Annotated in this window: 21 protein-coding genes; 10 read left to right on the top strand and 11 right to left on the bottom strand. The window is 54.3% G+C overall.

The features are described from left to right. The first annotated feature begins 34 nt into the window (after positions 1-34). On the top strand, positions 35-1,318 hold the full coding sequence (locus ACL2XO_RS10530; protein WP_203523115.1) for an arsenic transporter: 1,284 nt from the start codon (positions 35-37) through the stop codon (positions 1,316-1,318). A 17-nt stretch (positions 1,319-1,335) separates the two neighbouring features. On the opposite strand, the gene gutQ is transcribed toward ACL2XO_RS10530, so the two are convergent. The 7 genes from gutQ to ACL2XO_RS10495 form a co-directional block, all read right to left on the bottom strand. After that, positions 1,336-2,289, bottom strand: a complete 954-nt coding sequence (gene gutQ, locus ACL2XO_RS10525) for an arabinose-5-phosphate isomerase GutQ (RefSeq protein ID WP_413726909.1) — start codon at positions 2,287-2,289, stop codon at positions 1,336-1,338. A 100-nt stretch (positions 2,290-2,389) separates the two neighbouring features. Continuing rightward, positions 2,390-3,163 carry a glucitol operon DNA-binding transcriptional repressor SrlR gene (srlR, locus tag ACL2XO_RS10520; protein ID WP_132922444.1) on the bottom strand — a complete coding sequence of 258 codons (774 nt, stop codon included), beginning with the start codon at positions 3,161-3,163 and terminating at the stop codon, positions 2,390-2,392. A 102-nt stretch (positions 3,164-3,265) separates the two neighbouring features. Next, entirely contained in the window at positions 3,266-3,631 is a 366-nt protein-coding gene (gutM, locus tag ACL2XO_RS10515; RefSeq protein WP_413742653.1) for a transcriptional regulator GutM, read from the bottom strand. A 124-nt stretch (positions 3,632-3,755) separates the two neighbouring features. Then, positions 3,756-4,535: a sorbitol-6-phosphate dehydrogenase gene (srlD, locus tag ACL2XO_RS10510; RefSeq protein WP_132922445.1), complete on the bottom strand. Its 780-nt coding sequence runs from the start codon at positions 4,533-4,535 to the stop codon at positions 3,756-3,758. 22 nt (positions 4,536-4,557) lie between these two features. Beyond that, a complete protein-coding gene (srlB, locus tag ACL2XO_RS10505) occupies positions 4,558-4,920 on the bottom strand; it encodes a PTS glucitol/sorbitol transporter subunit IIA (protein WP_413723866.1) in 363 nt (120 codons plus the stop codon). Positions 4,921-4,941: 21 nt separating this feature from the next. Further along, a complete protein-coding gene (locus tag ACL2XO_RS10500) occupies positions 4,942-5,985 on the bottom strand; it encodes a PTS glucitol/sorbitol transporter subunit IIB (RefSeq protein ID WP_413742652.1) in 1,044 nt (347 codons plus the stop codon). A 15-nt stretch (positions 5,986-6,000) separates the two neighbouring features. Next, on the bottom strand, positions 6,001-6,549 hold the full coding sequence (locus tag ACL2XO_RS10495) for a PTS glucitol/sorbitol transporter subunit IIC (RefSeq protein ID WP_132922448.1): 549 nt from the start codon (positions 6,547-6,549) through the stop codon (positions 6,001-6,003). 374 nt (positions 6,550-6,923) lie between these two features. Between ACL2XO_RS10495 and ACL2XO_RS10490 the strand changes: the two genes are divergently transcribed. The 7 genes from ACL2XO_RS10490 (at position 6,924) to ACL2XO_RS10460 (ending at position 16,866) form a co-directional block, all read left to right on the top strand. Further along, positions 6,924-8,132: an MFS transporter gene (locus ACL2XO_RS10490; protein WP_413723865.1), complete on the top strand. Its 1,209-nt coding sequence runs from the start codon at positions 6,924-6,926 to the stop codon at positions 8,130-8,132. Between the two features lie 305 nt (positions 8,133-8,437). Further along, positions 8,438-9,088, top strand: a complete 651-nt coding sequence (locus ACL2XO_RS10485) for a response regulator (protein ID WP_413723864.1) — start codon at positions 8,438-8,440, stop codon at positions 9,086-9,088. Beyond that, entirely contained in the window at positions 9,088-10,887 is a 1,800-nt protein-coding gene (locus tag ACL2XO_RS10480) for a sensor histidine kinase (protein ID WP_413742651.1), read from the top strand. Before ACL2XO_RS10485 ends, ACL2XO_RS10480 begins: the two co-directional genes overlap by 1 nt. 684 nt (positions 10,888-11,571) lie before the next feature. Further along, positions 11,572-12,909, top strand: a complete 1,338-nt coding sequence (gene argG, locus ACL2XO_RS10475; RefSeq protein ID WP_203522116.1) for an argininosuccinate synthase — start codon at positions 11,572-11,574, stop codon at positions 12,907-12,909. Positions 12,910-13,108: 199 nt separating this feature from the next. Then, complete coding sequence (locus ACL2XO_RS10470; RefSeq protein WP_413742650.1) at positions 13,109-14,218, top strand: hypothetical protein; 1,110 nt, start codon at positions 13,109-13,111, stop codon at positions 14,216-14,218. A gap of 171 nt (positions 14,219-14,389) precedes the next feature. After that, a complete protein-coding gene (locus tag ACL2XO_RS10465) occupies positions 14,390-15,514 on the top strand; it encodes a toxin glutamine deamidase domain-containing protein (protein ID WP_413742649.1) in 1,125 nt (374 codons plus the stop codon). A 122-nt stretch (positions 15,515-15,636) separates the two neighbouring features. Then, positions 15,637-16,866 carry an FAD-dependent oxidoreductase gene (locus tag ACL2XO_RS10460; RefSeq protein ID WP_413742648.1) on the top strand — a complete coding sequence of 410 codons (1,230 nt, stop codon included), beginning with the start codon at positions 15,637-15,639 and terminating at the stop codon, positions 16,864-16,866. 100 nt (positions 16,867-16,966) lie between these two features. Here the strand turns inward: ACL2XO_RS10460 and ACL2XO_RS10455 are convergent, their stop codons facing one another. Together ACL2XO_RS10455 and ACL2XO_RS10450 are read right to left on the bottom strand one after the other, a co-directional pair. Beyond that, the gene (locus ACL2XO_RS10455; protein ID WP_203522120.1) at positions 16,967-17,926 is read right to left on the bottom strand and encodes a 2-hydroxyacid dehydrogenase; all 960 of its coding nucleotides are present in this window, start codon (positions 17,924-17,926) and stop codon (positions 16,967-16,969) included. Between the two features lie 494 nt (positions 17,927-18,420). Continuing rightward, on the bottom strand, positions 18,421-18,690 hold the full coding sequence (locus ACL2XO_RS10450) for a DUF1471 domain-containing protein (RefSeq protein WP_413742647.1): 270 nt from the start codon (positions 18,688-18,690) through the stop codon (positions 18,421-18,423). Positions 18,691-19,335: 645 nt separating this feature from the next. Here ACL2XO_RS10450 and ACL2XO_RS10445 point away from each other — a divergent pair. Continuing rightward, positions 19,336-19,992 (top strand): MgtC/SapB family protein, encoded by a 657-nt coding sequence (locus tag ACL2XO_RS10445; RefSeq protein WP_203522121.1) that lies wholly within the window; start codon positions 19,336-19,338, stop codon positions 19,990-19,992. Between the two features lie 90 nt (positions 19,993-20,082). Here the strand turns inward: ACL2XO_RS10445 and ACL2XO_RS10440 are convergent, their stop codons facing one another. Further along, positions 20,083-20,268: a YnfU family zinc-binding protein gene (locus ACL2XO_RS10440; protein WP_213085628.1), complete on the bottom strand. Its 186-nt coding sequence runs from the start codon at positions 20,266-20,268 to the stop codon at positions 20,083-20,085. A 310-nt stretch (positions 20,269-20,578) separates the two neighbouring features. Then, positions 20,579-21,316 carry a metallophosphoesterase gene (locus ACL2XO_RS10435; protein WP_413723857.1) on the bottom strand — a complete coding sequence of 246 codons (738 nt, stop codon included), beginning with the start codon at positions 21,314-21,316 and terminating at the stop codon, positions 20,579-20,581. Between the two features lie 571 nt (positions 21,317-21,887). Here ACL2XO_RS10435 and ACL2XO_RS10430 point away from each other — a divergent pair. Next, positions 21,888-22,340, top strand: coding sequence for an NUDIX domain-containing protein (locus tag ACL2XO_RS10430; RefSeq protein WP_413723855.1), 453 nt, complete (start codon positions 21,888-21,890; stop codon positions 22,338-22,340). Positions 22,341-22,405: the final 65 nt, after the last annotated feature.

Here is a 22,405-nt window from a genome sequence, read left to right as displayed (position 1 = left end):
GGATAAATCATAAAAAAACGAGGGTGTTATGGGGTTGGCGTTGGCGGTGGCAATATTTATCCTAACCATTGTACTGGTCATCTGGCAGCCCCGCGGCCTGGGCATCGGCTGGAGCGCCTGCCTGGGGGCGCTGCTGGCCCTGCTGGCCGGCGTGGTGCATATTGCCGATATTCCGGTGGTCTGGCAGATTGTCTGGAACGCGACGATAACCTTTATCGCGCTGATCATCATCAGCCTGTTCCTGGATGAATCCGGCTTTTTTACCTGGTCGGCGCTGCATGTGGCCCGCTGGGGCCGGGGTCGCGGCCGGCGCCTGTTCAGTTATATCATTTTGCTGGGGGCCGTTGTCGCCGCGCTGTTCGCCAATGACGGCGCGGCGCTGATACTGACGCCGATTGTCATGGCCATTTTGCTGGAGCTGGGTTTTAGCCGCGGGGCCACGCTGGCCTTTGTCATGGCGGCGGGCTTTATCGCCGATACCGCCAGCCTGCCGCTGGTGGTATCCAATCTGGTGAACATCGTCTCGGCGGATTTTTTCAAACTGGGCTTCAATCGCTACGCATCGGTGATGGTGCCGGTGGATATTATCTCGGTGATAGCCACCCTCATCACCCTGCACCTGTTCTTCCGCCGGGATATCCCGGCGTCCTATGAGAGATCGCGCCTGCCGGCGCCGAGAAAAGCCATTCGCGATCTGCGTACCTTTAAAACCGGCTGGTGGGTATTGGCACTGCTGTTATGCGGTTTTTTTGGCCTGGAACCGCTGGGCGTGCCGGTCAGCCTGATCTCCTCCCTCGGCGCCTTGCTGCTCTACCTGGCGGCGCGCAAGGGGTCGACCATCAATACCGGCAAGGTATTGCGCGGGGCTCCCTGGCAGATCGTCTTTTTCTCACTGGGCATGTATCTGGTGGTTTACGGCCTGCGCAACGAGGGGCTAACGCATTTATTATCCGGCTGGTTGAATGATCTCGCCGGACAGGGATTATGGGTCGCCACTCTCGGCACCGGTTTGCTGACGGCGTTTTTATCGTCGGTGATGAATAATCTGCCCTCGGTGCTGGTGGGGGCATTATCCATTGACGGCAGCAGCGCCGCCGGCGTTATAAAGCAGGGGATGATTTACGCCAATGTGGTGGGCTGCGATCTTGGGCCGAAAATCACCCCCATCGGCAGCCTGGCCACCCTGCTATGGCTGCATGTCCTGGCGCAGAAAAATCTGTCCGTCACCTGGGGCTATTATTTCCGGGTCGGCGTCATTATGACGGTACCGGTGCTGTTGGTCACCTTGGCTTCGCTGGCGCTGGTGCTCTCACTCTGACCCGTAAAAAGCCGGCTTCAGCCAATGCCAGCCTGGTGTAGGTCATGCAGATTTATCGCCCCCACCAGGCGCCCCTCCTCGTCCACCACCGGCGCGGCGGAAATATGCCGCTGATGCAGCGCTTCCAGCGCGGCGCCGGCGCGCCATTGCGCCGGTAATACATACCCCGGCCGGCTCATGGCATCGATGATGGGATCGTCCAGCGTGCGGCCTTTCAACAGCCAGCGCCGCAAATCGCCGTCGGTAAATACGCCGGCCACCCGCTGCCGTTCATCGCAAACCGCCACCAGCCCCAGACCGGTGCGGCTAAGCTCCAGCATGGCGTCCATCACCGAGCCCCGGCAGGCAATCAGCGGCAGGCGCTCGCCGCTGCGCATAAGATGGTACACCCGGTTGAGCAAACGCGCCCCGAGGCTGCCGCCGGGATGTGAGCGGGCAAACTGTTCAGCATTGAATCCGCGAAAGCGCATCAGCGACATGGCCAGAGCATCCCCCATCATCAGCGTATTTACCGCGCTTGACGTCGGCGCCAGACCCATGGGACAGGCTTCCCGTTCCACGCCCACATCCAGCACGCAGGCGGCGGCCCGGGCCAGGGGTGAATCGCCGGAGCCGGTGATGGCAATAAGGGGAATCGCGCTTTCCGCCAGCAGCGGCAAAATCAGATCCAGTTCCCGTGCCCGGCCGGAGTAGGAAATAAAGATCACCGCATCCTGCGCGCCGATCATACCCAAGTCGCCGTGCAGCGCTTCGGCCGGATGGACAAAAAATGCCGGCGTCCCGGTACTGGCGAGGGATGCGGCAATCTTCTTGCCGATATGCCCCGATTTACCCATGCCGGAAACCACCACCTTGCCCCGGCAATCCAGCAGCAGCCGGCAGGCGCGCACGATACTGCCGTCCAGGCGATCCCGCATGCGCCGCGCTTCCGCCAGCTCGATATCCAGGGTCTCCAGCGCATAGGACAGCAACTCTTCATCGCTGACCGTCCCTTGCGCCCCGATCTGCCGGTCATCGCCATCGGCTCCTGCCGCCCGCCCCCCCTGCAGCAGACCGCCTATTCCTGTTTCTTCACTCATCACTCTCTCCCACCAGCAGAACGTTAATGCCCTTCTCACGCAGTGCCGATAAATATTCCTCATTGATACCGCGATCGGTTATCAGCAGATTCACCGCGCTCAACTCGCACACCACATTGGGGCTTTTACGACCGAATTTTGACGAATCAACCAGCAAGATCAGCTGCTTGGCCGCCCGGCACATCGCCTGGCTCACCGTATGCACTTCGTTGAAGGTGGTGACGCCGGCGTTCAGGTCGACCCCGTCGGCACCGATAAACAGCTTGTCAAAACTGAAATGGGAAAACGCCGCTTCCGCCAGGCTGCCGTGGAAAGACGCAGAATTTTTGCGGTAGGTTCCCCCCGGCATCAGGATGGTTTGATCGTTATCAAGCTCCACCAGCTCGTTCACAATGGTCAGGCTATTGGTCATCACGGTGATATTATTGAATTGCGCCAGATAGGGCACCATTTGCAGTACGGTACTGCCGGCATCAAAAATCAGTGAATCGCCGTCGTTAATCAGGCCGGCGGCCCGGCGGGCGATTTGCTGCTTTTTAGCGGTATTGATATGGGTTTTGCGATCGATGGGCTGATCGCCCTCTTCCCTGCTTAATACCACCCCGCCATAGGTTCGTATAACCGAGCCTTCGTCTTCCAGCAAGGTTAAATCCTTGCGAATGGTAGTGCCGGTGGTGGCGAAGCGGCTGGCAAGTTCATCAACGGAGGTTTTACCGTGGCTTTGCAAATGTTCCAGAATCGCCGCATGGCGCTGCTTTGGTTTCATAACGATTTTCCCGCGTACATGAGTGAATACTCCCCCCCACAGCCCGTGAAAACGGTTTTTGAACATTTCAAATGAAAGGAAGTATCTTTTAAAATGAAAATATCATGTTTGTGGTTTAATCGCTAATAAAAGTGCAGTTTGACATGCCCGATCTTTCGGGAAGATCACATCCGGGTTTAATTGGGATTTGCGCAGGCCGATTAACGCCGGCACCGGCCGGGGGCGGGCAAAGACCGTCAGACCCCGCAGCACAAAGGCAGCGCAAACCCGTTCCTGCCCATCGAACGCCAGCGCCAGCACCACCCGCGCCTTGAAACGCCCGGCGCAGCGGCCCACCCCCACCGCCTCCCCCTGGCGGCACAAGACATCATAAGCCCGGTTGAAGCGGTGAATCTGCCAGCCCCCCAGGACAATCTGGCAGAGCCAGGCCAGCGCGGCCAGGGTAATCAGCACGGTGGTCATATTCATCGCCGGCCCTCCGTTTGTCTTGGCAAAAGGTTCCCGTCCTGGGTAATCAGCATGCTGGTCATGATCCCTTCTCCATTTGTCTTTGCAGAAAATTCCCGGTCGCAGAGCGCCGGGAAGCCATGACTCAGAACATCACCTGCCCGCCGGTGATATTAATAGATTGACCGGTGCAGTAAGATGCCTTGTCGCTGGCGTAAAACAGCAGCATATTCAGCACATCCTGATATTCGCAGCCCCTCTTCAGCGGCACCTTATCAATATAATACTTCTCCACCTGGTCAGGGCGGATGCCGAGTTTTTCGGCATACTGCGGCAATAATGACTGGAACATCGGCGACTTCAGCAAATTACCCAGCATCAGCGAATGCACGGTAATGCCGTATTCCGCCAAATCCAGCGCCAGGGACTGGGTCAATCCCACACCGCCGAACTTGGCGGCGCTGTAGCCCGCATTATGCTTGCTGCCCACCTTGCCGGATTTGGAGTTTATCTGGATAATGCGGCCGGCGATGCCGTCACGGATCATTAATTTGGTAAATTCCCGTGCGCAGAGAAAGTATCCCACCAGATTCACCTGCAGGGACAAATCAAAATCATCCAGATTAAACGCCGTGATGGGCGCCGCTTTGGCCACTCCGGCGCTATAGACCAGCAGGTTCACCTGCCCGAACGCGTCATCCACTTCCCGCGCCAGCTGGCGCACGCTGTTTTCGCTAGTGGCGTCGGTTTCAAAACCCTCCGCCGTCCCTGACCCGAAATGGGTATTGATATCCGCCGCCACCTGCCGGGCATGCTGCGCATTTAAATCGGCCACCGCCACCCGATAACCGGCCTCCGCCAAACCCGCGGATAAAAACGCCCCCAGGGTCTGGCCACCACCAATGACTACCGCAACCTGCTTCATAGACTTCTCCTGCACAATTAATTTAAGCCAGAATCATCAACGTACTGCCGACGGGAATATCCGCCGGCGCAGCGCCGGATACATGCACTGTTCCCGGGTATTCCGCCTGCCCCGCGCCGTCAAAACGAATCGTGATATGCCCCAGCTCCCGCAGATTTTGGGCCGCCACCGACCCTACCGCGGTAATGGGAAATCGGGTTCCGGCAAGCTGCAGCGTTGCGCCGGACTGTAAATCGCCGTTGCTCTCGCCGGGACGGTGGATAAAACAAAAAGACTCTATGTCCTCCGGCGCTCCCTCGCGGAAGGTAATCACCATATTCTCCGCCAGAGAGTCACGTGCGTAATCGCCGATGCGTGTGAAGGTGGTTTGGTAAATGATATTCATGACGGCTCCTAAACGACTCAATCACTGATAGATAAAACCCGATACCGCCCAGGCCAGCAATACCGTGGGCGCACCGGTGAGAAACCGGCCGACGAGCACCGACGGCACGCCGACCCGCACCGTATCCTGCTTGGCCTCGGCCAGTGACAGCCCTACCGGGATAAAGTCGCAGGCCGCCTGGGCATTAATGGCAAACAAAGCCGGCAGCGCCAGGTGAGGGGGAATATGTCCCTGGGCGATTTGCACCCCCACCAGCACACCGATAACCTGGGCGATAACCGCCCCCGGGCCAAGGAACGGCGACAGCAGCGGGAAGGAACAAATCAATGCCAGCGTTACCAGCCCGATGGGACTGTTGGCCAGCGGCGTCAGCCCGTGGGCAATGAAATCCCCCAGTCCCGAGGCGATAATGATGCCGATCAGCGCAGACACAAAGGCCATAAACGGCAGGATGGTTTTCAATACCGTGTCGATGGTCTCCCGGCCGGCCTGGAAAAATACCGCCACCACCGATCCCATGCCCATACCGATTTTCGCCAGCAGGCCGTCGCTCTGTTCGGTGATTTTTTTACGGGTGTCGTACTCCTTGCCGTCGCCGAAGTGACGGCCGTCGGCCGGCGCCGCACGCAGCTCCGCCGCGGCGGGAATAACGTCCGCTTTAGCCGGCAATGGCACAGCGGCATCCGTCATCGGGTGGTCGGGCAAGAGTTGGATATTGTTCTCCCGCACCCCCGAAACATAGATTTCTTCATGGATAAATTGCGCCAGCGGACCTGAGCGTCCGGTGGAATGGATATTCACCGTCGGGATGAGGCGCTTAGGGTAAATACCGCAGCGCAAGGTGCCGCCGCAGTCGATGACCGCCACGCCAATCTCGTCCGCCGGCGGCTCGCCCTCCTTGAAACCGTCTACGGCCGGCCAGCCGGTGAGCTCGCTCAGCCTGTCCACGATCGCCGGCCGGGTGCCGGCGGTGATATAAACCACTTTTTTGCCCGGGACCGCTTCGATAATCAAAGGACCGCCCCAGCCGCTTTCGCCTTTTTCGATACGAATAAACCTGTTCATCTCATTCTCCTTGCTTCAAAGCCGGACGTGCTGATCGAGTTGGATATGCATTTTGCGTTCAAAGATTGACGTGGTCAGATCGGTAATCCAGCCGCGGAAAAAGTTGGTGAACATGCCCACCAGCAGATAGCTCACCGCCAGCGGACCCAGGGGGAGATTAAGGGTGGTCAGGCCGTTGGCGATACCCAGGTAGACAAAGAGCTCGCCGGGATTGATATGGGGAAAGAGACCGTTCATGGAGTGGCAGCTATAAGAGGCGGCGGCATAATAACTGGGTTTGTATTTCTCGGGCATAAAGCGGCCCAGGCTTAGGGTCATGGGATTACAGAACACAAAGGTGCCGATAACGGGCAAAAAAAGGTAGCGGGATACGGGATTGCCGGCGCAACGCTGGGCCAGGCGCTCTATTCTGCTCTGGCCGACGAATACGATCAGGGCATTCATGATGACCAGCAGGCTTATCAGCAGCGGGAGTATGCCGGTGACCATTCCGACAAACACCGACCCTCCTTTTTGAAACAGGCCGATAAACCACTCGGCTCCGTGGGCTATGACATCAAACATTTTTTCTCCTTGGTTCGCTTAAGCGGAAAACAACAGGGTCGCCAGCGGCGGTGTTGTTAATGCGATGCTTAAGGTAGCCAAGTTACCTTTTTATTTATCAGATATACATCACAATTTGAAAGAGTAAACTTTTATTATGAAAGATATATAGGGAAATTTATTTTCAAATGAAATTTTTTAGTTTCGCTTGAGGTATTGACATCCGTTTGTGGCTATTCCCTCCCCGCGGGCTGGACAACCCCGGCCAAACGTCATAGCGTACTGATTCGTCCGGCCATCAATGGCCAAGGCGGTTGCCGCCGCTTCAATATTAGAAAGGATCGGGTGTTGACCCTGCCGCCTGCGCCAGGGGTCACAAGCCGTACGGATAATGTATGATATCTGACCATCACGTCGCCCCCCGCCGGCCGCATCCCCCGCTGGTAGGGGTAACACTGGGCCTGTTACTGGTTTTTGTCGCCGCCAACGCGACGGTACCGCTTTATATCCTCTGGCAACGGCAAATGGGTTTTCCCACCTCCGGCATCAGTTACATTTTTATCTGCTATAACCTTGGCGTGCTGTTATCGCTGCTGATTGCCGGCCGGCTGTCGGATATCCATGGCCGGCGCGCGGTGCTGGTGCCGGCGCTCTTCGTGGCCATCGCCGCCTGCGTCTGCTTCGCCTTTGCGCAGAATATGCTGTGGCTGGCGGCCGGGCGGTTATTGATCGGATTTGCCAGCGGGGCTTTCGCCAGCGCCGGCACCGCGGCGGTGATTGAAGCGGGGGTTCGGCGCGGCTACCGGTTCGCCCCGCTGGTGGCCAGCTTTACCACGGTCATGGCTTTCGGCGTCGGTCCCTTGCTGTCCGGCGCTTTCGCCCAGTTCGCCCCGCTGCCCACCAGCCTGATTTTCCTGCTGCTTATCCCCTGTCTGGCGGCGGTGTCGTTTTCGGTATTGCGCATCCCGCCGCCGGCGCCGGTAGCCGGGACCAGGAAACAATCCTGGTTTCAACTACCGCGGCTGCCCGAGCACAACCGGGGAATTATCCTGCTGGCAATCATGATATTCTCCGGCCCCTTTGCCCTGTCGGCCCTGTTTATCTCCCTCGGACCGAGCCTGCTGGCGAGCCTGTTGCACAATGATAGCCGTCTGCTGGCGGGCGCCTGCGCCTTTGTGGTATTCGGCGCCGGCGCCATGGCTCAGCTCACCCTGCGCCGCTGGCGCCTGTTCACTACCCTGCTGGTGAGCCAGCTGCTCGGTCTGCTGGCGGTGGCACTGGTGGTGAGCGCCGAATATCAGGCCTCCATCGGCTTGCTGCTGGCCGCGGCCCTGAGCGCCGGTTTCGCCCAAAGCCTGTCGCAGTTCGCCGGTATTACGCTTATCAAGCAGTACGCGCCGCCGGACGAACTGGCGGGAGTTACCGGCACGTTTTTTTTCGGCGGCTATATCACCGCCGGCATAACCGTCGGCGTCATGGGCTTTGCGGCGAATACCTGGGGACTGCAAATCGGCAGTGAACTGTTCGTTGCGCTGTGCATGCTGGTGATGTTCTCCGCCCTGGCCGGGACCCTTAAAGTCATGGGCAAATCTCTGCCGGCATAAAGCCCTACAAAAAAAAGGTGATAATAGTCTGAAAATTGAGCCCGGGAACCCCCTGTTTTGGCAAGGCCGACAAGAAGCGGGCTGAACCGGGCAATATCTCATCTTCCCAATGCCGTCATTCCATGCAAAACTACTTTTAGTAACTGATCATGCTAACTAATTATGCCGGCTTTCCTTTTTTTTTCTCTCAAGCATAACCAAACAGACCGGCGCAAACCCTGTGATCAATCGCGCCGAGCCTTGAGCGGAGCTAATGGCAAGACTTAGCGAATGAGTTGCAAAATTCTTTTCTCAATGGCGCCACCATGAAAACATCCAGCATTCAGGTTTTACTGGTTGAAGACGATGAATCTATGCGTTTGGAATTCGAGTCGATGGTGACAACCCATCCCAAGCTCAGTTTGGTCGGCAGTGTAGCCACACTGGCCGAAGCCAAAGTGTTGTTACACCACACCGTTCCCGATGTCGCCATTATTGACCTCGGACTGCACGACGGGGACGGTATCGAATTGATCAAAACCCTGCAGCAGCAGACCTTCCCCACCGCGGTGCTGGTAGCCACCGTTTTCGGCGATGAGGCCCATGTGATACGGGCCATCGAGGCCGGCGCACGGGGCTATCTCCTCAAGGACACGTCCATCGTGGATTTCGCCCGTGCGGTGGAATTGGTGCACGCCGGCGGTGCTCCCCTGTCGCCGCAGATTGCCCGCCATCTGCTTAAACGCTTCGAGCCCGCCGAAAAATCCGCCGTCCAGGCGGGACCGGATAGCCTTACCCTGCGAGAAATGGATATTCTCAAACATATTTCCCAGGGATTTACCGTGGCGGAATCGGCGCGCATGCTGAGTCTGTCCAGCCATACCGTGGCGACCCATATCAAGAATATCTACAGCAAATTAGCCGTCCACAACCGGGTAGAAGCCATCATCCAGGCCAGGAACAAAGGCTTGATATAATGAGGGCCGCCGCACCGGAAAAACAGGCGCGCCTTTATATCACCGGCATTCTGCTTATGCTGTTCCTCCTATTGCCGCCGGCATTCGGCGCGGTGCAGCTGCGACCCCATGAACTCGTCCGGTTTGATCAGGCCGAATTTATCGTCGGCGATATGCCGCAGCCGCCCGCGCAGCCGGGAGCCCTGGTCTCGTTGCCGGATAACTGGCGCATGCGCGCCCCGCGCTTCAGCGGCATCGCCTGGTATCGTCTGCCTTTTAACCTGGCCGAGATGCCGAAATGGCCTTTGGGCCTCTATCTGCCGCATCTTTCCGTCGCCGGGGAAATCTGGCTCAACGGTTCGCTGCTTAATCCCGGCGTACGCTTTGGCGCCCCCGGCGGGAAACAGGTGGAGGCGATGAGCGACCGGCCCGTTTTTATCGTGCTGCCCGCCGGTTTATTCCGGCCCGGCGATAATGTTTTGGCCGTCAGGCTGCTGGGGGACAGCTCGGTGCGCAGCGGGCTTTCAGCCATCACCATAGGCCCCGCCATGCACCTGCATCGCATTTATTTCCAGCGCTACCTGCTCCAGGTGGTTACCCCCTATGTGCTGCTCATCCTGGTTGCCGGCTCCCTCTGTTTTTTGCTGGCTTATACCTGGCAGCAGCGACGCATCTTCATCATCCAGTTTGCCTTGATACTGTCAGTGGCCAGCCTGCTGAGCTATATACTGGACGTTAGGATCTCCCTGGGGGCGCAGCAAGCCCTGCGGACGATAATCACCACCTTCATGTATTGGGCTTTATGCGTGGCGGGCTACCGGCTGGCCGACATCCGGCTGCGCGGGTTTCTCCCTTTGCTGCATAGCCTGACGGTCGCCACCCTGGCGGTTATCCTGGTCATCCTGCTGCTCGGCAAAGCAACGGACCGGGTTTGGCTGGTGACCTGGCCTCATGTGCTGATTCGCCTGGTGCCCATCGGCCTGCTTATCTATCGCGGCTGGCAAACCCGCGAGCTTAAGCTCATCGCTCTGGGGCTGACGGCACTGTTCTGGAACGCCACCGTCGCGCAATCCTATTTTATCATCATGGATTGGTTGCCCTGGGACAGCTTCCGTTTAAGCATCGCCGGCGCGCTGCCGTTCTGTCTGGTCATGATCTTTTATTTCGCCGAACGCTTCATCGCCAGCCGCGAGGGGAGCCGCCGCGAGCAGCGAGCGGCGATTATCGCCGAGCGCATGCGCATCCTGCAGGACATGCACGACGGCATGGGCGCGCAATTAATCACCGCGCTGCGCCTGGCGCGGCGGGAAGACACCGACCGCGAGGAACTGGCCCGCCATATTGAAGAATCCCTGCAGGATCTGAGATTGATTATCGACTCGCTGGATATGACCGAACACGACCTGCTGCCGCTGCTGGGTAACTTGCGCTTTCGTCTGGAACCGCGCCTGCAGGCGCTGGGCATTCGCCTGGCGTGGGATGTCTCACCCATACCGCCCCTCGCCTACCTGACGCCGGAATCCGCATTGTCCGTACTGCGTATCGTACAGGAAGCGGTAAATAACGCCTTACAGCATGCCCAGCCGACCCTGATTACCATTTCCGTGCAGCCCCGCGAAGGCGCCGTCGTCATCCGCGTGTCGGACAACGGCCACGGCGTCATACCGGGCGAGCGGCGGCCGGGATCCCGTGGTCTTAACGGCATGCAGACTCGAGCCGACAAGCTCGGAGTCCGGCTGTTGATCCAGGGCGGTCCGCGGGGCACCGAGGTAATATTATCCCTGCCTTTTTCAGCACAAGGCCTGCAGCCGCAAAAATGAGAATACGAATACCTTGAACAGGGTATGCGTGACTTAAGTGAAATGCGTATGCTTCGCATCATTGAAGTACTTGTATCCCCCACCGGGATTTTGGCAATGCCGGTCCGGCAGGATAGGACTGAAGATACCACCCAAAAACGACATACAGCATAGTAACAACCGCTCTTTATTTAATTAGGTGATAAAATGCAAATCATTTTACCGGTTATTGGATTAGTTTTGCTGGTTGCATTAATGGTGTTTTCATTATTAATGCATAACAGAAATAAAAATAAAACAAGATTGCCTAATAGATATACCGATCTGAGAAATAAGAAAAGGATGCGGCTGTTTCATTAATTACCCAAATGCAGCCCAGGGTAATTACCGCCACAGCCGTTGGCCGCTCACATTTTTTTCGGACACAGGCCGGCCCTCGGGCGGCCTTTTTGTCGTGTTCCGAACAGCCGGATATCGGCGGCGCCCCTTTCTCCCCTCCATTACCGGTCTCAACGCCACATACCTACAGGAAATGCTTTACTCGGCAGGGTAGCGTTCTCGCGCCAGTTTACTTAAGATGAAGCTGGCGGCCGGATAACGGCAACATCCTTCTGCAAAAAAGTTTGGCTCGCGTGGCTTCAGAGGCTGGGCACTGCCGGACGATTGAACATTTTGCTGTAAAAATTTCTTATAGGGCTCACATTAATGGAAACGATTCTCAGGCACCTCCCCGTCAACCAACGCGTAGGCATTGCCTTCTCCGGCGGTCTCGATACCAGCGCCGCGCTGCTCTGGATGCGTAAAAAAGGGGCGGTGCCTTATGCCTATACCGCCAATCTAGGGCAACCGGATGAAGATGACTACGACGCCATACCGCGCAAGGCGCTGGCGTATGGCGCGGAAAAGGCCAGGCTTATCGATTGCCGCGCGCAGCTGGTGGCGGAAGGTATCGCCGCCCTGCAGTGCGGCGCTTTCCACAATTCCACCGCCGGGGTGACCTATTTCAATACCACGCCGCTGGGCCGCGCCGTGACCGGCACCATGCTGGTGGCCGCCATGAAGGAAGACGGCGTCAACATCTGGGGCGACGGCAGCACCTATAAAGGTAATGATATCGAGCGTTTTTACCGCTACGGCCTGCTCACCAACGCCGAGCTGAAAATCTACAAACCCTGGCTCGACACCGATTTTATCGATGAACTGGGTGGACGGCAGGAAATGTCGGAATTCATGGCCCAGGCCGGTTTTGATTATAAAATGTCGGCGGAAAAAGCCTACTCCACCGATTCCAATATCCTGGGCGCTACCCACGAAGCGAAGGAGCTCGAGTTCCTGAACTCCAGCGTTAAAATCGTCAACCCGATCATGGGCGTGAAATTTTGGGATGACGCGGTACGGGTGCCCGCCGAGGAAGTAACGCTGCGTTTCGAACGCGGCCTGCCGGTGTCCATCAACGGCGCCAGCTTCGCAAGCCAGGTGGAGTTGATGCTGGAAGCGAACCGGGTCGGCGGACGCCACGGGCTGGGCATGAGCGATCAGATTGAAAACCGCATTATCGAAGCCAAAAGCCGCGGCATCTATGAAGCCCCGGGCATGGCATTGTTGCATATCGCTTATGAACGCCTGGTCACCGGCATCCACAACGAAGATACCATTGCGCAGTACCACGCCAACGGCCGCCAGCTGGGCCGTCTGTTGTATCAAGGCCGCTGGTTCGACCCCCAGGCCCTGATGCTGCGCGACTCTTCGCAGCGCTGGATTGCCAGTGAAATCACCGGTGAAGTGACGCTGGAGCTGCGCCGCGGCAACGATTATTCCATTCTCAATACCGTATCGGACAATTTGACCTACATGCCGCAACGTCTGACCATGGAAAAAGGGGATTCGGTATTCTCGCCGGAAGACCGCATCGGCCAGCTGACCATGCGTAATCTGGATATCGCCGATACGCGGGAAAAACTCATCAACTACATGAGCACCGGCCTGCTTTCAGCCGCCGACGACTCCGGCCTGCCCCGGCTGGACGATAAAAACGGCAAATAAGCCATGATTTTTACTGATAACCGGCGCGGCATTATCAGCGGCGGTTATCAGCCGCCGGCTGGAATCCACTCTCTTTATCCCCTGTAAATTCGCCGTTATTTTCAAATTTCGCTTATATTTTTCTTTTACCAGGAAAACATTTGACATAGGTGAATATCTTTTCAAGAATCCATTCCTGTGATGAAAAAAGGGACAAATCATGGGAAAAATTTTAATCCAGAAGAACTTTCATAATTATAAAGAATCTATAAATGGAGAAAAAAATTATTCACTGACAAGTAACAATCCTCTCAGTAAATCGGCTCGTTTTTATAATAGCTTTTATAATGTCGTGAATTTGCCTATCAATCCATCAGTGAAGAGATGCAGGCCCAGTGATCCATGGAAACCTTCCCAAGGGTCATTAGCACAGTGGAAGGCAAAATCAACAATGGGCCCGGTAGCGAAAAACCTGCAAAGAGTCGACAAAACTGACAATAACTATGTCCCGCAACAGAACGCACGCTATTCATACGGCGAGGGGGGCACCGTGCCAGGCATAGCCGATAAAAAATTCAGCATTAAAGGAATCAAATCCGATTTTGTTTTACCCGGCAAGTCAACAGAATATACCGAAACCAATCAGCTTATTAAAGATGAAAATTACCGGCCCTCGGGGATTAAAATAGACACGGAAGGGCTGCCGGTGCCGGACCATCGTGACAAAAATTATTCCAAGCGCTTGGAATTTTACATTCTCAACACGCTCATAATCAAGGTCAACCAGCATGGTGAAGCCCCCTTTTGGCTGCGACCTCTGGCCGCCGTTGCGGCATGGTTTGGTTATTACGGCGTCGGTCAAACCAATTGCCTGTCCTGCGCCGCGTCGGTAGCGGATACTCTTAAGGAAGGGGTCTTGCATCAAGCCTTTTCGACGTTAAGCGACATCAGTCCCTCTAAGTTCAGCACCTTACAAAACCCGCTAAAAACCCATGAAGAATTGATTGACTCCATTGAAGATTTGGCCTCTTACTTGAACAATAGCCCCGTCAATCTTAATATCGTGCTGACCATCAAACGGCCCTCATCTTTCTGGCGGCGCCTGTTCAGCGCGGTGGACGGTCACGCCTGTAATATTATTAGAACGGGCAGTGATCTGCATTTGGTGGATGCGCAGAAACGGCGTTATACGCTGGTAAACATGACATCCGCCAACCGTTTATCCGAGGACTTGATAACCGTATTGCAAGAATTTATCGGCGCGGTTTCCCCGGAGAAACGCAGCCTGGTGCCTTATAATGTCGGCTGGATGATAAAAAAAGGCAAATAGGCCGTCTAACCCGCAACCGCCGCGGGCCCAGCCGGTTGTGGACATTCGCCCACAGTCAACGCGCTGCAATCAGCAAAATTCGCTCATTTTGTCATAATAAGCGATTTCATCATTTACCAATATAGCAACTCTCTGCAAGACTTGATTCTTGTGCACAATGGGAATCGAGTTATGGGAAATAATATAACCACACTTTACGCTTTTGAAAAACCTTCAAACCGGGATAACGATAATTTTAGGCCGGTATATGACCCTGTTAAAAAGCTGCTGAAGGTGCATAATTCAACGAATAGTGGTGGCTTGCCGCAAAGTAATTCCTGCCCTCACATCCCGGCCAGTCATTCCACCTCTTCTGATGATGACCAGGCATTTAATAAGACCAAGGGCGCCGATGCCAACACCCGCTTTTCGGCTATAACCGGTAACGCCTGTCTTGTCCGAGAAAGTTCCCCGGCATACCCCTTCGGTATTAATGACCAAAGGTCCAATATTCCTGGTGATACAGCGCGTTTCCCTGTAGATGACGAAAATTTCACATTAATTGATTTTGATATTGTTTCAAACCAGGCAGATCGTTTTCCTGGAGATAACAATAACTCAGCCGGACCCTCCGGGCTCATAGCCTCGGCCGACACCCTTGCCCCGCCCCGCTATGGTGCTTGCGATTATGCTGACAAACTGGGCGAGTATATCTCCCGGACGCTGATAGCCAAAGTCAACCAGCAGGGCAAAGCGCCCCTGTTGCTACGGCCGCTGGCCGCCATCGCCTCCTGGTTTGGTTATCACGGCTTCGGACAATCCAATTGCCTGTCATGCGCCGCTTCTGTCGCGGACACCCTAAAGCAAGGAAAAATGTATCAAGCCTTCCCTACCCAGCGCGGCGGCCGCCCCAGTGAATTTGCCACATTGCAAAACGCCGTCAATATCACGCGGTTGGACTCGGTGGAGCAGTTGGCGTCTCACTTGACAGTCTCCGGCGATCTTAACATCGTGCTGACTATCAAACGTCCTCCATCTCTCTGGCGCAGGATATTCCATTGGGTTGACGGACATGCCTGCAACATCATCAAAACCGGCGATACTCTATTTTTAGTGGATGCGCAGAAAAAAAAATACACTCTGTGCAATATAAGCAGAGATGATGAGCTGTCAAACGAACGGGCGGATGTGTTGAGAGCCAAGCTGGCGGCGGATATTAGGCCTGAACTTACCCGCTTTGTCGGCGCCGTGGATTTGGCGGACGGTTCCCTGCAGCTTTACAATGTCGGCTGGGAAAAACCCGACCCGAACTCATGATCCGGTCATGGGCAACCGTGGTGAAAGTCAGGCGTTAAAGTCTGGGGAATAATAAATAACCTTGCAAGACTAGAAATGATAAGTATTATCATTTCCAGTCTATTTTATTAAGGACACCGCGGATGAACCCATCGGACGTTACCCCGCCGCTCACCACAGATTGCTGTATCGTCGGCGGCGGTCCGGCCGGGTTAATGCTGGGCTATTTACTGGCCAGGGCCGGCGTCAACGTTACGGTGTTGGAAAAACACGCCGATTTCCTGCGGGATTTCCGCGGTGACACCATCCATCCTTCAACCCTGGATATACTGGATAACCTCGGTCTGCTGGAAGAGTTTCTTCAACTGCCCCATCAGCAGGTGGTGAAGTTGAAGGGTGAATTCCAGGGCGAGTCCGTCACGCTGGCGGACTTTTCCCGCCTGCCCACCCGCTGCAAATTCATGGCGTTTATGCCGCAGTGGGATTTTCTGAACTTTCTGGCGCAGCGGGCGGAAAAACTGCCGGGATTTACCCTGCTGCGATCCACCTGCGCCGATGAATTGTGGCGGGAGGACGGGCTTATATGCGGCGTCATGGCCCAAGGTCCCGGTGGTGAAACGCTGCCTATCCGCGCCGGCTTGGTGGTGGGTACCGATGGCCGGCAGTCCATGGTCCGGCAGGCCGCCCTCCTGCCGCGTCGGGAATTCGGCGCCCCCCGTGACGTGGTCTGGATTCGGGTGCCGAAGGAATCCGGCGATGCAGAGTGGGACAGCGGCCACGGCGGGCCGAAAAAGAATTTTATCATGCTCGACCGGGGGGAATACTGGCAGTGCGGTTACAGCATCGTCAAGGGCAGCTTCGATAGCCTGCGACAGGAAGGACTGGCGCCTTTTCTGCAACGGGTCGCGGCGGTTTCCCCCTTCGATTTCAATCGCCTGTCGCAGGCGACAGGGCATTGGTCCCAATTGAAACTGCTGGAAATCCGTATCGACCGGCTGGAGCGCTGGGCGGCGCCGGGGGTACTATGCATCGGCGACGCCGCCCACGCCATGTCGCCCATCGGCGGAGTCGGCGTCAACCTGGCCATACAGGACGCGGTGGCGGCGGCAAATATTCTCACCGCGCCGCTCCTGAAAGGAAATGTCAGCCTGCTGCAGCTCAAGCGGGTGCAGCGGCGCCGGTCTCTGCCCACCCGGCTTACGCAGAGGCTGCAGCTGATGATGACCGCCGGCGCCGATAAACCTCGGCAGCCGCCCCGAACGCCCTCGATTATTGAGCAGTGGCTGCGCCGTCGGTCCTGGCTGCCGCATATCGCCGGCCGCATCATCGGCCTGGGATTTCGCCGCGAGCTGCCCAGACTAGCCGGGCGCTAACGGTACCGCAGATGTACGAACCTGCCATCCGCACGCAACGAGACCATTGCCCGGCATCGATGCACATCTTTGCCGCCATTCATCGACAGACACCCGTGGCTCAAGCGTTATCCATGCCCGGTACCGGAGTCAGCACCGGCTGCCCGGCAAAATAACGGGTCAGATTCTCCAATACCCGCTGGAACACGGCCGCCCTGGCTTCCGGCGAACGCCCCGCCACATGGGGCGTCAGAATAACGTTATCCAGCTGCAGCAGAGCCTGCGGCACCTTCGGCTCATCCTCCAGCACATCCAGCGCGGCGCCGGCGATGGCTCGCTGCTGGAGGCTCTCAATCAGCGCATCGGTATCCACCACGCTGCCGCGGGAAATGTTGACCAAAAAGCCCTCCGGCCCCAGCGATGCCAGCACCTGCTTGTTAATGAGATGCCGCGTCTGTCCACCGCCGGGGGTGGCGACCACCAGGAAATCCGCCCACTGCGCCAATTCCTCCAACGAGCCGCAATAACGCAGGTCGCTGCCGGCCCGTGGCCGCCGGTTATGGTAAGCCACCTGCATGCCGAATCCCGCGGAGCAGCGTTCGGCGATTTTCAAACCGATATTTCCCAAGCCCAATACGCCCAGGCGCTTGCCGGTAAGCTGCGGTCGGATCTGCCTTAGTTGCTGCCATTCCCCGCGGCGCACCGCCTTATCGAGACTCACGATATTCCTGGCCACGGCGGCAATGAGCGCCACCCCATGATCCGCCACCGAGGTATCGTTGGTGCCGGTGCCATTGGTCACCATAATGCCTCTGGCGCGGGCGGCATCAAGATCGATTTTCTCGAATCCCGCGCCCTGGCAGCAGATTATCCGCAAATTGGGAAACGCATCCATATCCTCGGCTTGCAGGCCAATGGAACCGATGGTCAGCAGTCCCTGAATCTCATCGGCATCTCCGTCAGGTAAAATCGGGCTGCGATCGTTTTCCCGCAGGGCCGGACGCAGGAGAAAACCGGCTTGCTCAAAACCGGCGCGAAAAGACATGGGAATGTCCACATGCAGTAACAAGGCGATAGGCATTTTTACCAGCATTTTTCGTAAAAGGTGAAGCAAACATAACCCGAAAAGATGACTTTTTGAAATAAGGTGATGCTATTTGATTATACTTCCATACACTTTGCTACAGTTTAGCCCTGCCCGGTACACGGACGCATACCGGTGCGGCATTCCATAGCGGACAGGAGCTATAACGGGAGAAGCAGATACCGGACCTGTGGCCCCGGTCAAGCCAGTGGAATGGACACGGATGGCGTAAAGATTTTGCGGTACGCGATCCATAGCTGAATAATGGCATTACCGGTTTTTTATAATGAAATTAGATCACCAATACACTTAAAGGCCGCTGCCGCTTTTAAATATATCTAGCACTACTTTTTTAATATAATTTATTATACCACCCTCTTATTGACCAACCGCCGGCGTTTTTGCAGAGCGCCGGCGATTGCCAAGGAATTTCATCTTTAAATCTACAGACGTTAATGAAAAGTATTTACGGGTATTCTTATCGGTAATATTTACCGATAAATATCAGCATTGCCTAACCAGGCACTGGAATTACCGGGGTTCGCTACCTCAATCACCCGATAATAAGGCGCGTTCTGTTCATCGGCTTTACGGGCCAACGCCCTCACGGCGTCGTCGGTAGAGCCCCGCACGCCTGAGACGGAGATGCTGCCTATCTGCTGATGCGCGGCAGCTTCCGCCTGGTCTATTTGCTGGGACGCCAGCGCGGCAAAAGACATGCCGCCCAATATTGCTGTGAAAAGGAAGGGTAACAATTTCATGGTTATTCTCCAACTTATCTACTACATATAATAGCTATGCTCTTGCTCAACGGCCCCGATTTAATAAGCCAGTGTCGTCCGGGCGAAGAAAACGTAGCGGTTGGGTAAATAATTAGCTCAAAATACGTAGTATAATAGCCCGTCTTTGTAAGCGGCTTTATCAAGGGAAATAGATAAATAAAACTGATAGGTCTTCTTTTTCTCCCCCATCCATGCAACGGTCCTCAAACCGCACCAAACCAAGGAAATTTATATCGTCATTGTTAATTTTAAATAGAGTGATTTTTAGCAAAAAATTACCGTTTTTTTAACAATAAAATCCATATGCCTTTTTTTCCTGACATGGTGGATGACAGGATGAAAGAGAATATGCAAAAAGTGGTTTTTTATTTACATTCTTTAGCCTTTAATAATACCAAAAACTAAAATGACACATTATTTTTTCGGCCTGATGATCCGCCGATAAATCGTACAATGATTATCCAACGTACAGTTATTTTTCATATTTAAACTATTATTAAAACATTCGCTGTAACATTTTCTCATCAACATCCATGATTGAAGATAGAGTCAAAACAATCGATACTGACCCCTACCGGCCAGGATATGGCCCGGAGGTATGAACAAACGTGAGGGGATGGAGAGATGAACACTGAATTACTGCTGCGTATTGCCCTGGCCGGCGCATTGGGAGCGTTGATCGGCGTGGAGCGACAGCTTCGGGCCAAAGAGGCGGGGTTACGTACCCATATATTGGTCTGTATCGGCAGTACGATGTTTATGATCGTCTCCAAATACGGTTTCGGCGATATCCTGGGGCAACATAACATAGCTCTCGACCCCAGCCGGATTGCCGCCCAGGTAGTGAGCGGCATCGGTTTTCTCGGCGCCGGCACCATCATGCTGAACAAGCAATTTGTCCGGGGCCTGACCACGGCGGCGGGCCTGTGGGTCACCGCGGCCATCGGACTGATTGTGGGCAGCGGCCTTTATGTCATCGGCATATTCGGCACCATTATGACGCTGCTGGTGCTGGAAGGCATTCGCCAGCTAAGCACCCGCCTGATGGGGCAGCGCTATATGCTGATGCTGTCGTTAACCCCCGCCAGCATGGATATGGCCATGCAAACCCTGCGTAAGCTTCGCATTCGGGTCATGCGTTCAAGCGTGACCCGCAATGAAAACGAAAACAAGGACTGTAAATTATCCATGGAAATCATGCTGCGTGCCAAATACAAACCCGCGGATATCTACAGCCAGCTCATGTCCATAGACGGCGTTCACAAAATCGAGATCCGCTAAGCGGGCCAGGGCGCCGTAATCAGGGGCACAGTCCAGCCGCCAGTTGGCTGTGCGGCCCACGGCCACGTTTATTAACGCAGCGGATAAAGCTTAATCATCTGATTTTTGCGGTGATTTTTGGTTTTTAAGAAAATAGGAATGACAATGCGGGCATATCATGACCTTGTCTTTCGAAATTTTATTGAAATCTTGTTTGGAGGATTGATGGCAAATAGGACATTCAATATTTGTCGGCATCTTTTGAATTTTTTGAAGCACATCAGAGAAGAATGACATCGTATTCAGCCTATTCGGTGCATAGACCTTATTGTAGCACGGATGGTACCGCTTGCCGCGGCGTTAAAAAAATATAATATTGTCGCTGGCAAGCTCATCCCGCCGGGCAGGTAACAGGCTGGCTGACCATGTGTGCTTCCTTTGTCCATAAGCCGCGATGGCCCCCTCGGAGAAGTTGTATCTCCGATGTTAAATATCTCTTTCATTTTGATTTGATTAAAAAATGAAAGAGAAATAGATTTTCGTTAAAAAATCATTTTCTCTTAATACGAACCTTATTTCTAATATTGCTATCAACACCTTAAATTAGCTATACAAAAAAGGTCTCAGAATGATAATCGTATGAAAAATCCAGTACTTTATAACCCCTTTTATTGTCAGTTAGCAAAGTTTGGGCGCCTGATTTCCATTGAAAGCACGTTGCCGGACATACATCAATTGTACATTTATTATATTTTCTAGTGAACAGAGTATGCGCGTGGCCACAGATGACGCTCTTGATTTCACTCCTGCTAACAAGGAGGTCTAGGAGGCTCTCGCTATTCAATAACTTACTGCTATCTACCAAGGGGATGCCCACCGGGATAGGATGATGGTGCATAAATAATCCGACTTTCTGGCTTTTCACTGCCGCGATTCTGTCCGCGATTGCATTTTTCTGTTCAATGGAAAGAAAGCCGCTGTCTTTACCCTGCTGAACGGTATCTACCTTGATAAAAATCCAATCCTCATAAGAAAATTCATTGGTTGCAAAAACAAGTTTGGATTTATTGAAAACCGATGCCATACATTCTTTATTATCATGGTTACCCGCCAAAAAATAAATCGGCAGGTTTAACCTTTGCACCTGACTCAAGGCAAGCACATAAGACTCAATAGATCTGTCTTCCGATATGTCACCCGTGATAAAAACTGCATCTGCCTTTAGATTTACATTCTGCAGAATTGCGTCTATGACAATTTTTAAACATTCATAGGTACAATAACCATGCATTGTCTTTTCTTGGTTTGAAAAAAGATGAAAGTCTGTTAATTGGATAAATTTCATTTTTCCTTCCTTTGGATTTATTTTAACACGTCAGTCCATTTTTCCTGCTGGAATCGAAATTATTAAATTAATTTCATTAAAAATAAATGTATGTTAATATTATTTTTTGCTCAAGCATAATCTATCTATTTTTTAAAGTCCTAAAGCCAGTATAACTTGGATGATAACCCTTGAATATAAATATTTGCAGCATAGGGAGGCATCGTTATTTTACTACGTTGAGACGGAATATCTTTCGCTTGCTATCTGAATCGACGTTATCAGTGGCGGTAAATTCAAAAGCGATTGTTCACTGGTGCTGACGCTTTTATCTATCACTTCGCTTACGGGGCATTGGTCGTTACCATTATAGCGAGTAAAATCCCTCCCTCCCTCCCGGGCCGATTTGCAGTATAATGATAGACAGGACGGTGGTTGCACAGACTGATGACGCGATTCGTTTTTAACATTCATGCCTGATATAACACCATTACCTTGCCTGTTTCAGCCTTAGCGCCATAGACTCGTCCCCATGAACCGCGCTATCAGGTTAACCTGATATAAGGCAGTCCCCTGTTGTTAAGGAGTGCGAGTGTTTAAACCTCATGTCACCGTCGCTTGCGTGGTACAGGCGGAAAATCATTTTCTGATTGTGGAAGAAACCATACACGGCAATCCCCGCTGGAATCAGCCGGCAGGCCATCTTGAAGCGGATGAAACCGTAATACAGGCGGCGGCCAGGGAGTTATGGGAAGAGGCGGGTATCCATGCCCAACCGCAATCATTATTGCGTATTCATCAATGGATGGCTCCCGACAAAACCCCCTTCATACGCTTTCTGTTCGCCATAGAGTTGCCAAAACGGCTCACCGCCATTCCCCAGGACGATGATATTGACCGCTGTTTGTGGCTTGAAGCGGATGAAATCCTGAACTCGCACCTATTACGTTCCCCCCTGGTGGCGGAAAGTATCCTTTGCTATCAGCAGGGCGTGCGTTACCCCCTGGATGTTCTTAACGCGTTCCAATGGCCGCTACCGCTATAATCTCCGCTCCGCCACCGGCAACAACCGACACTAAGGTGGCGGGGCCATGCCCGGTCGTGATAAAA

The sequence above is a fragment of the Sodalis sp. RH15 genome (genome assembly GCF_047324255.1).
GTDB lineage: Bacteria > Pseudomonadota > Gammaproteobacteria > Enterobacterales > Enterobacteriaceae > Acerihabitans > Acerihabitans ligni.
The sequence above is the reverse complement of the archived record's forward strand: the minus strand, read 5'-3'. Positions and strand labels throughout refer to the sequence as shown.